The sequence below is a fragment of the Streptomyces sp. NPDC054047 genome (assembly GCF_055585065.1).
In genome coordinates this window covers 1,170,491-1,177,813 of record NZ_JBVJKV010000002.1, presented here as the reverse complement: position 1 = coordinate 1,177,813, position 7,323 = coordinate 1,170,491, and the positions used below count along the sequence as shown (strand labels likewise).

Annotated in this window: 5 protein-coding genes and 1 pseudogene; 3 read left to right on the top strand and 3 right to left on the bottom strand. The window is 74.0% G+C overall.

What is annotated here, in order from left to right; translation table 11 throughout:
• A pseudogene (locus ACZ6ZP_RS11745) lies at nt 1–159 on the top strand (electron transfer flavoprotein subunit alpha/FixB family protein); the annotation flags it as partial.
• 129 nt (nt 160–288) lie between these two features.
• On the opposite strand, the gene ACZ6ZP_RS11740 reads toward ACZ6ZP_RS11745, so the two are convergent.
• Nucleotides 289–2,286 (bottom strand): AfsR/SARP family transcriptional regulator, encoded by a 1,998-nt coding sequence (locus ACZ6ZP_RS11740; protein WP_469406541.1) that lies wholly within the window; start codon nt 2,284–2,286, stop codon nt 289–291.
• A gap of 115 nt (nt 2,287–2,401) precedes the next feature.
• Here ACZ6ZP_RS11740 and ACZ6ZP_RS11735 point away from each other — a divergent pair, with 115 nt between their 5' ends.
• Nucleotides 2,402–3,280 (top strand): alpha/beta fold hydrolase, encoded by an 879-nt coding sequence (locus tag ACZ6ZP_RS11735; RefSeq protein WP_469406540.1) that lies wholly within the window; start codon nt 2,402–2,404, stop codon nt 3,278–3,280.
• A 106-nt stretch (nt 3,281–3,386) separates the two neighbouring features.
• Here ACZ6ZP_RS11735 and ACZ6ZP_RS11730 read toward each other — a convergent pair whose 3' ends face one another.
• Entirely contained in the window at nt 3,387–4,028 is a 642-nt protein-coding gene (locus ACZ6ZP_RS11730) for a TetR/AcrR family transcriptional regulator (protein ID WP_469406539.1), read from the bottom strand.
• Nucleotides 4,025–5,422, bottom strand: a complete 1,398-nt coding sequence (locus ACZ6ZP_RS11725; protein WP_469406538.1) for a M14 family zinc carboxypeptidase — start codon at nt 5,420–5,422, stop codon at nt 4,025–4,027. Before ACZ6ZP_RS11725 ends, ACZ6ZP_RS11730 begins: the two co-directional genes overlap by 4 nt.
• Before the next feature lie 185 nt (nt 5,423–5,607).
• Here ACZ6ZP_RS11725 and ACZ6ZP_RS11720 point away from each other — a divergent pair, with 185 nt between their 5' ends.
• Nucleotides 5,608–7,269 (top strand): sigma-70 family RNA polymerase sigma factor, encoded by a 1,662-nt coding sequence (locus ACZ6ZP_RS11720; protein WP_383827135.1) that lies wholly within the window; start codon nt 5,608–5,610, stop codon nt 7,267–7,269.
• Nucleotides 7,270–7,323: the final 54 nt, after the last annotated feature.

Here is a 7,323-nt window from a genome sequence, read left to right as displayed (position 1 = left end):
ATCCAGCACCGGGCGGGCATGCAGACCTCCAAGACGATCGTGGCGATCAACAAGGACGCCGAGGCCCCGATCTTCGACCTGGTCGACTACGGCGTCGTCGGCGACCTCTTCGACGTCGTCCCCCAGCTCACCGAAGAGGTCAACACCCGCAAGGGCTGACCCACTTCACGTAGCGCACAGCGGGCCTGATCGGCAGTCTTGCCGATCAGGCCCGCTGTGCGGCGCGGAACGTACGAGATGTGGTCGCCGGTGAAGGCGAGTGAACGCTAGCCGAGGACAGCGGGGCGCTCACCGGGGGCGCCGGAGGGCCGACGCGAGGTCTTCCAGGTGCTGTGCCACCGGGCCGACGGTGAGCAGGCCGCTGCCCGCTCCCGCCAACTCTCCTGCTGCCGGAGTCAGTTCGGCATGGGCTCGCTCCATCGTCTCGCGGTCACCCAGCTCGATCGCGGCTCGCCCTGCCAGGCACCACAAGGCTTCGAGCAGCAAATCCCGTGGCGGGTCCGGGAGTTGGCGCAGCACCTGCGCCGCCTCGGTGCGCCGGTCCTGGGAGAGCAGCACCAAGGGGCGGGCCCAGGGCTCGTAGGGCCCCCAGTCCGTGGCCTCGTCCAGTGGCCCGTCGATCCGTACGTCGGTCCTGGCGGACTGTCCGTGTCGGAGGCGCAGGCACAGCAGGGCGAGCGGCAGCAGGCCGCGCTCCAGGCCGGGCATGCCCGCTCCGTCCAGTCGCGCGGCGGCCTCCCGGTAGGCGGCCTCGGCTGCCGGTGCCTGCCCGGTCGCGGCCAGGCGCAGCGCCACGTACCACTGGGTGAACACGCCCACCAGCGGCAGTTCGTGACGGTCCGCCAGCAGATCGGCGGCTGCCGCGTGGCCGTCGGCGCCCGGGAAGTCCGCGAGCGCGCTGCGGGCCTGGAGGCGGATCAGGTGGCCCAGGACCTCGTAGGTGGCCAGGCCGTGCCGGGCGGACAGGGCGACGAGTTCGGCGCCGATCGCGTCCCGGTCCGCCGCCAGACCCGTGCGGTGGAAGGTCTGCATGAACTGGCCGTTGAGGGCGAACGCGAGGAGCGCGGGGTCGTCGAGGCGGCGGGCGATCTCCTCGGCCTGCCGGGCGGCCTGGGGCCCGCGCGCCGAGCTGGTGCCGCGTGACTCCAGGGCGATGGTGGCGAGGAGGCGGGCCCGCGCCGCCGGGTGCGCGTCCGGCCGGAGCGCGGCCAGGGTGCGTTCGGCCGCCGCCACGACCTGCGCTGCCTGGTGCGGGTCGTCGACGCGGGTCCAGATCGCCGGGACGTCGTACGCGCCGATCACGCGGGCGGTGAGGTCGGCGTCGCCCAGCTCCTCCGCCGCCTCGACGGCCGCCACGCGGTGCTCGCGGGCCGCTTCGAGGCCGCCGCCTCCGGTCACCGCCAGGTTGCGCAGCAGGCCCACCGTCGAGTCCAGCCGGGCGCGGGCGCCTGCCGCCACGGTCCGGTCATAGGCGGTGGCGGCCTGGGCCCACACCCGTTCCGCGGCGCCAGGGGCCCGGGGCGGCGCGGGGTCGAGATGGCGGGCCTGGCCGAGGATGTCCGCCTCCAGGCGGCGCAGCGCCGGGCCGGGGTCCACGCCCAGCTGCTCCACGAGGAGCGCGCGGGCCCGGCGCAGGACGGCGAGCGCGTCGCCCTGGCGGCCGGTGCGGTAGAGCGCCAGGGCGAGGAGCCGCCAGGCGTCCTCGCGCCAGGGGTGCTCGGCCACGTGGGCGTCCAGGTCGGGCACCGCGTCGGCGGCGCGTCCCAGATCGAGGCGCGCCTCGGCCCGGCGCTCGACGGCATGCAGGCGCAGTTCGCCCAGGCGGGAGCGCTCGGCGCGGGCCCAGGTCTCCTCGGGGAAGTCGGCGTAGGCGGGCCCGCGCCACCACCCCAGCGCCTCCTCCAGGCGGTCGAGGGCGTCCTGCGGCGGCAGGGTCGCCGCGTCGGTCACCGCCTGCTCGAAGCGCCAGGCGTCCACCGCGGCGGGCTCGGCGCGCAGGGCGTATCCCGGGCCCTCGGTGACGAGGAGCCGGGCGGGCGTGCGGGGCGGGCGCTCCGGTTCCAGGGCGCGGCGCAGCGCGGCGACGAAGGTGCGTACCGCCCCGACCGCGTCCTGGGGCGGGTCCACCCACAGGTCGTCGACCAGGCGGGCCACGGGGACGACGCGGCGGCGGGCGACGATCAGCCGGGCGAGCACCGCGCGGTGCCGCGGCCCCTTCAGCGCGACGGCTCCCCCGGCGCCGTCCCAGGCCACCACCGGCCCAAGGACCCCGAATGCGACCGGCACCCTGAACCACCCTTCCGTGAGCATCGTCCCTGGTCACGGTAGCGCGCTCATCGGATGCTCATCGGCGCCCCGCAGGCTCGGAGGCACCTGTTCCGGCGCTGCGAAGGACGCGACCATGACCCCTGCCATCGAGAACTTCACCCACCGGCGCGTGCCCGTCGCGGAAGGCGTCAGCCTGCACGTGGCCGTCGGCGGTTCGGGTCCGCCGGTCGTGCTGCTGCACGGTTTCCCGCAGACCCATCTGATGTGGCGGCACGTCGCCGCCGATCTCGCCGTCGACCACACGGTGATCTGCCCGGACCTGCGCGGCTACGGGGCGAGCGACAAACCCGCGGAGACGGACGGAACGACGTACTCCAAGCGCACGATGGCCGCCGACGTCGTCGCCGTGGCGCGCGCCCTTGGACACGACCGCTTCGCGCTGGCGGGGCACGACCGCGGCGCCCTCGTCGCGTTCCGCGCCGGGCTCGACCATCCCGGCATGATCACGCACCTGGCCTGCCTCGACGTGCTGCCCACGCTGGACATGTGGGACGTGATGCACGGCGTCACCGCCGCCGTCGGCTTCCACCTCTACCTGATGGCCCAACCCCCGGGCCTGCCCGAGCAGTTGATCGGCGCCGCCCCTGACGCGTTCTTCGGCCACTTCCTCGACGTCTGGACGAACGACCCGGGGGCGATCCCCGCCGACGTACGCGCCGCCTATCTGGACGCCTGCCGCGCCGCGGTGCCCTCGATCGTCGCCGACTACCGCGCCTCCGCCGGTGTCGACGTCGACCACGACCGGACCGACCGGGACACCGGCAGCCTGCTGCGGATGCCGGTCACCGTGCTCCAGCAGGACTGGGGCTCGGCGCTCGGTTTCGACGCGGCGGCCCTGTGGAGCGCCTGGGCGCCCGACCTGCACCACACGCCCGTCACCTGCGGCCACTTCATGGCCGAGGAATCCCCCGCCGAGATCGCCGGGGCGCTGCGCGGCCTCCTGGCCCGCTGAAGCCCCGTCACCGACGCGCCGCGCGGCCTTCCGCCGGGCCCTCCTGGTCGGGCTTTCCCGGCCTGGGCGCACGCAGCAGGCTGAGGCAGTCGTCTCCTTCGCCCCGTCAAGGGCTCGCGCGCCCTGCCGGGCCGTGGTCGAGCAAGTGGGCCAGGGCGGCGGCCGCGTCGGCGGCGTAGCGGCCGGTGAGGGTGCCGGGGGCGTGGATCGCCTGCTGGGCCAGGCCCGCGGTCAGGGCGCGGACCGCGGGGGCCAGGTGCGCCGCCTGTTCGGGAGTGGTGCGGGCCGGCGTCGGGGCGGCGGGGTCGATGACCCGGTCGGTCAGAATTCCGCGGACCAGGTCCGTGATCTCGCCCGTGTGCCGGGCGAGGGTCCCGGCGAGCTCGGGATCACGCAACGCCAGGGACGCCGCCTCCACTTCGAAGGCGTACCACTGCGCGGCCGGTTCTTCCGCGGCGGCGCGATGCATCACCGTGGCGAGGCCCCGGAGCACCTCGCGCAGGGAGAGGTCCTGCCTGGCGGCGAGTTCTTCGAGGCCGGACCGCAGGCGGTGTGCCAGGTGTTCGACGGCTGCGGCGAGCAGGCGGTGCTTGCTGCCGAAGAGGGAGTACACGGCGCCCGTCGTCAGGCCCGCGCGGGCGGCGATGTCCTCCAGGCGCGCCGCCGCGTAGCCGTGCGCCGCCATTTCGGTCAGGGCCGCGTCGAGGAGGGCGGTGGTGTTGCGCTGCCGGGCCTCGGCTCGTTTCATGGGGTGTCTCCTGAGGGCCTGTTGTCCGTGGAGTCATCTTCGGGCGAGCCGAGGCCCAGTCGCCGTACCGTCGCCAGCGCGGCGCCGATCTGTACGGCCACCAGGCGGCGCAGCGGGAACGGCTCGGCCCGCAGGGCGCCTTCCGCGCTCGCGCACCAGGAGTCGAAGAGGGCGTCCGCCTCCTCCGCGGCGGCGCGTATCGCCGGTGGCCGGTTGCCCGCGGCCTGCTCGACGGCGAGCTGGCGCCGGAGCTGCCCCGCACCCCTCAGCCGCAGCATGTGCACCAGGCTCCGCACCCCGAACACCTCACCCACGGAGGCCTCTTGGCCGTCGTACGTCGCGGACAGGGCCTCGTGTGCGGACGCCAGCACGGCGCTCTGCTCCAGGATGTCGGCGATGGCCGGACGCATCGGCGACGGCACGGTCAGACGCGGCAGCACCCGCTCGTACAGGTCACCGAGTCTGCGTGCGCCGTCCCGGAGCTGGCCCGCGCTCCCGGTCAGCACGGCGGCATGGGCGCGTCCGCTGCCGGACGCGTCGCCCGCCCTCGGGTCGTGCCACAGGGGCACTTCGGTGATCAGTGTGGTCGTGCCGTGGCGTTCGCCGTAGTGCGCGCTGGAACCGCCGTGGCGGGCCTCGCCGCCGCCGTGCGCGGCGGTCGCGGCCGCCAACTGGCGCGCGGTGGGCATCAGATGGACGCCGGGGCCCGCCTCGGGCCAGCCCGCCGTGTCGACCGGGCTCAGCGCGAGCGGCATCTCCTGGGCCGCGGCCACGGCCGCGAGGTCCTGGGCCGCGCCCGGCACGTCGTGGCTGAGGATGAAGAACGCCCCGCCGAAGTCGGCGTTGTGCAGCGAGTACTGGAACTCCGGGCGCAGTTCGTCGATGACCCGGGCCAGGGCCTGGGTCTCGGGCAGCGTCCGGTCGAACCAGCCCTCTTCGTCCAGGACCGGGAAGGTCCACTCCGGCTGGTCGGCGAAGGCGGGCCGGAAGAAGTGCGTGTGGTAGTGGCGGATCGTGTAAGGCCCGCCGAACCAGGCTTCGTTGAGGCGGGTGCCGTCCGGGTCGATGCAGGGGATGAAGTTCCAGGTGCACCCGGCGTCCTCCCGCAGGGCGGGCGTGGCGGCGACGAGGCGGGCCAGATGCAGGACGGTGAGCAGGCCGACGGGCTCGTTGGGGTGCGGGCCGCCGACGATCAGGGCGTGCCGGGGGCCGTGGCCCACCGACAGCATCCGCAGCGGATCGCCCAGGCGCGAGGTGCCGATCCGGCGGAGCCGGCAGACGCCGGGGTGTTCGTGCGCCAGTCGGGCGACTGCCGCGTTCAGCTCGTCGACCGTGCGGAACCGGTCGATGTCCGGTAAGCCGGACAGATGGCTGTTGGCTCCACTCTCGACCATGACCACTCTCCAGTAATCTCGATTATTCCCATAATCCATATTACTGAATTCGCTTCCGGGGACGACCGGGTGCGTATGCTCGCCGCAGATTTCTGTTCGCGGATTTCTGTTATCTCCGTGCGCTCACGCGATCTCCCAGGTGTAAGGCCACAACGTGCCGACGAAGAAAGCGAGTGAGGCAGTCCATGATCGGTGAACACGATCCTCTGGTGACGGCGGCGCAGACCGGGGACCAGCAGGCGCAGGACGAGCTGGTGGCCGGATATCTGCCGCTGGTCTACAACATCGTCGGGCGGGCGCTCGACGGCCATGCCGACGTCGACGACGTGGTGCAGGAAACGATGCTGCGGGCCCTGGCGGGCCTCGCGTCGCTCCGCGACCCGGCGAGCTTCCGGTCCTGGCTCGTGGCCATCGCCATGAACGAGATCCGCAGGCACTGGCAGCAGCGCGCGTCCGGGCAGAAGGCCCCGAGCCCGCTCCACGAGGCGTACGACGTCGTGGACCCGGGCGCGGACTTCGTCGACCTGACGATCATCCGGCTCGGCCTGGTGGGGCAGCGCCGCGAGGTGGCCGAGGCCACCCGCTGGCTGGACACCGACGACCGCGCGCTCCTGTCGCTGTGGTGGCTGGAGGTCTCCGGCGAGCTCACCCGGGCCGAGGTCGCGACCGCCATGGAGCTGCCGACGCAGCACGCCACCGTCCGGGTGCAGCGGATGAAGACGCAGCTGGAGACGGCCCGGATCGTGGTCCGCGCGCTGGCCGCGGAGCCCCGTTGCCCGTATCTGAGCGAGGTGGTGGCCCCGTGGGACGGCACGCCGTCCGGCCTCTGGCGCAAGCGCCTGGCCCGGCACGTCCGTGACTGCGCCGTGTGCTCGGGCCACGGCGCGGGCCTGGTGCTCGCCGAGCGGCTGCTCGTGGGCGTCGCCCTGGTGCCGCCGACCGCCGCGCTGGCCGCCCCCGGCGCGATACGCGCGGCGAACGCGGCACACACGCAGTACCTCACGGCCGACCCGCACCACCTGGCCGCCGACGCGCCGCACATACCGGCCGACGCACACGCCACTGCCCCGAACACGTACGAGATATCCGGCTCCCGGAGCGCGGGCGCCCCGGCGAGACATGCCGCGCAGCGCCGCCGGGCACCCCGCAAGGGCCGCACGGTGGCCGCGGGCATCGCCGTGCTCGTCGTCGCGACCGGGGTCATCTACTCGGCCACCCGCCCCACGGACGACGAACAGACCGAGGCGCAGTCCCTCACCGCCTCGCAGCCGCCCTCCTCGGCGGCTCCCTCCACCACGGCCCCGGCGAAGAAGCCCAGCAAGTCCCCCTCCGCCTCCCCCAGCAAGAAGCGGAAGCCGTCCCCCAAGCCCACGCCGTCGAAGACCAAGACGGCGAAGCCCGAGGCGACCACCCCGAAGCCCACCCGCACCAGCAGCGCGCCCCAGGCGCCGCAGGCCCCGGCGGGCAACTCCTACAGCGCGGAGGTCACCCGGCTCGCCAACGCCGAGCGCGCCAAAAGCGGCTGCGGCCCGCTGACGCTCAACAGCAAGCTGGGCGACGCGGCTCAGGGCCACTCCGACGACATGGCCGAGCGCGACTTCTTCGACCACACGAACCCCGACGGCGAGGACCCCGGCGACCGGGTCACGGACGCCGGCTACAAGTGGAGCACCTACGGCGAGAACATCGCCGCGGGTCAGCGCACCCCGGCCGCGGTCATGGACTCCTGGATGAACAGCTCCGGCCACCGCGCCAACATCCTCAACTGTTCCTTCAAGGAGATCGGCATCGGCTACCGGCAGGGCAGCGGAGGCCCCTGGTGGACGCAGAACTTCGGCGCGCGCTGAGGGCGCGGTGAGCACCGGCCGCGGAGGTCGGCGGGGCCAGGGTTCGACGGGCGC